At 75.5% G+C, this 1,781-nt stretch carries 2 protein-coding genes; both read left to right on the forward strand.

The annotated features are described in order from the left end of the window. The first annotated feature begins 2 nt into the window (after positions 1-2). Positions 3-644: an ABC transporter ATP-binding protein gene (locus J1M39_RS11250; RefSeq protein ID WP_206496803.1), complete on the forward strand. Its 642-nt coding sequence runs from the start codon at positions 3-5 to the stop codon at positions 642-644. Between the two features lie 16 nt (positions 645-660). After that, positions 661-1,755 (forward strand): hypothetical protein, encoded by a 1,095-nt coding sequence (locus J1M39_RS11255; RefSeq protein WP_049147055.1) that lies wholly within the window; start codon positions 661-663, stop codon positions 1,753-1,755. Positions 1,756-1,781: the final 26 nt, after the last annotated feature.

Raw genomic sequence — 1,781 nt, forward strand, 5'->3', positions numbered from 1 at the left:
AGATGTGTATAAGAGCCAGCGAGGACCTGCGCTTCGCCTACACCCGCGCCGCCGAGGAGCTGTTCGACGGCCTCACCCACGCGTTCACGCCGGGCGCCGTCACCGCCCTCACCGGGCCCTCCGGGCGCGGCAAGTCCACCCTCCTGTACGTGCTCGGGCTCATGCTCACGCCCACCTCCGGAGTGGTGCGCCTCGGCGACGTCGACGCCTCCACCCGCCCGGACCGGGAACGCTCCCGCCTGCGCGCCACCTCCGTGGGATTCGTGTTCCAGGACTCGGAGCTGGACCCGTCCCGCCCCATCCTGGACTCCGTGGTGGAGCCCGGCCTCTACGCCGGGCTGGAGCGCCAGACGCTCGAGGACCGGGCACGGGCGCTGCTCGAGCGCTTCGGCCTCGCCCACCGCGCCGACCACCGGCCCGGGCAGGTCTCCGGCGGGCAGGCGCAGCGGGTGGCCGTGTGCCGCGCCCTCGTGAACGCGCCCGCCGTCGTCCTCGCGGACGAGCCCACGGGCAACCTCGACCCGGACAATGCCGGCCTCGTCATGGACGCCCTCGCCGATGCCGCCGCCGAGGGGCGCACCGTGGTGGTCGCCACCCACGACCCCGCCGTCGTCGCCCGCGCCGACGAGGTGGTTCGGCTGTGAACCGGGAGGACCGCCCATGAACCTGCGCACCCTGCTGCGTGAAGCCGTCACCGCCGCACGCACCTCTCCCGTGCCCTCCGCCCTCGTGCTGCTCGTGGTGGCCGCCATGTGCTTCGCCGCCGTGGCCACCGTGGGCAGGCAGGCCGCCACCGAGGCGGCCGTCGCCGCAGAGCTCTCCGGCCCCGGCGCCCGCGTGCTCACCGTCACCGACACCGGCGGCACCGGTTTCCTCACCGGCGCCACCGCGGCCACCCTCGCCGGACTCGACACCGCCGAGGCCGCCCTCGCCCGGGACTCGCCCATGGACGCCGTGAACACCGGGATCGGCCGGGGCGGCGCCCGCGTGGCCGTGACGAACGTGGTCGGCACCCTGGACCGTGGCATCGTGCTGACCCGCGGCCGCCTGCCCGCCCCCGGCGAGGTGGTGGTCCCCGAGGCCAAGCTCGCCGAGCTCGGCCTCGCCCAGCCCTCCGGAGCGATCGAGGCCACGGACGGCGGCCAGTGGGCCGTCGTCGGGGCGTTCCAGGCCCAGGACCCCTTCCAGGACCTCGACGGCTACGCCCTCACCGTCCCCGCCGCCCCGGACGCCCTCGTGATGCAGCAGGTCCGCGTCCTCGCCGCCGACACCGCCGGCACCCGCGCCATGCAGGAGGCCGCGCTCGCCGTGATCGACCCCGACCCGCGCGCCTCCTCCATCCAGACCGCCCGTGCCCTCTCCGCCGGCAACCAGGTGATCACCGGCGAGCTCGCCGGGCTCGGACGCTCCCTGCTGCTGCTGATCCTCGGAGCCGGCGCGTTCTTCGTGTCCATCGTGGTGCTCGCCGACGTCCTCATCCGCCGCCGCGACCTCGGCCGCCGCCGCACCCTCGGCATCGGCCGCGGAGACCTGATCCTGCTCGTGGCCGTGCGCACCGCCGTGCCTGCGCTGCTGGGCGCCGTGCTGGGCTCCGGAGCCGGGTACGCCGTCGTCGCCGGCCAGGGCGGGACGCTGGGGGTGGACTTCGTGGCGGCGGTGGCCGTGCTGGCCGCCCTCACCGCGCTGCTGGCCAGCCTCGCCCCGGCGGCGTTCGCCGCGTTCCGCGACCCCGTGCGGGTGATGCGGACGGCGTGAGGGGTGGCTGTCTCTTATACAAATCT

Origin of the sequence: Micrococcus sp. KRD077 (genome assembly GCF_017168505.1) — a bacterium.
Classification (GTDB): Bacteria; Actinomycetota; Actinomycetes; order Actinomycetales; family Micrococcaceae; genus Micrococcus; species Micrococcus luteus.

Coding starts and splice junctions, on each gene's coding strand:
- J1M39_RS11250 (WP_206496803.1), top strand. CDS start 3: ATGTGTATAAGAGCCAGCGAGGACCTGCGCTTCGCCTACACCCGCGCC.
- J1M39_RS11255 (WP_049147055.1), top strand. CDS start 661: ATGAACCTGCGCACCCTGCTGCGTGAAGCCGTCACCGCCGCACGCACC.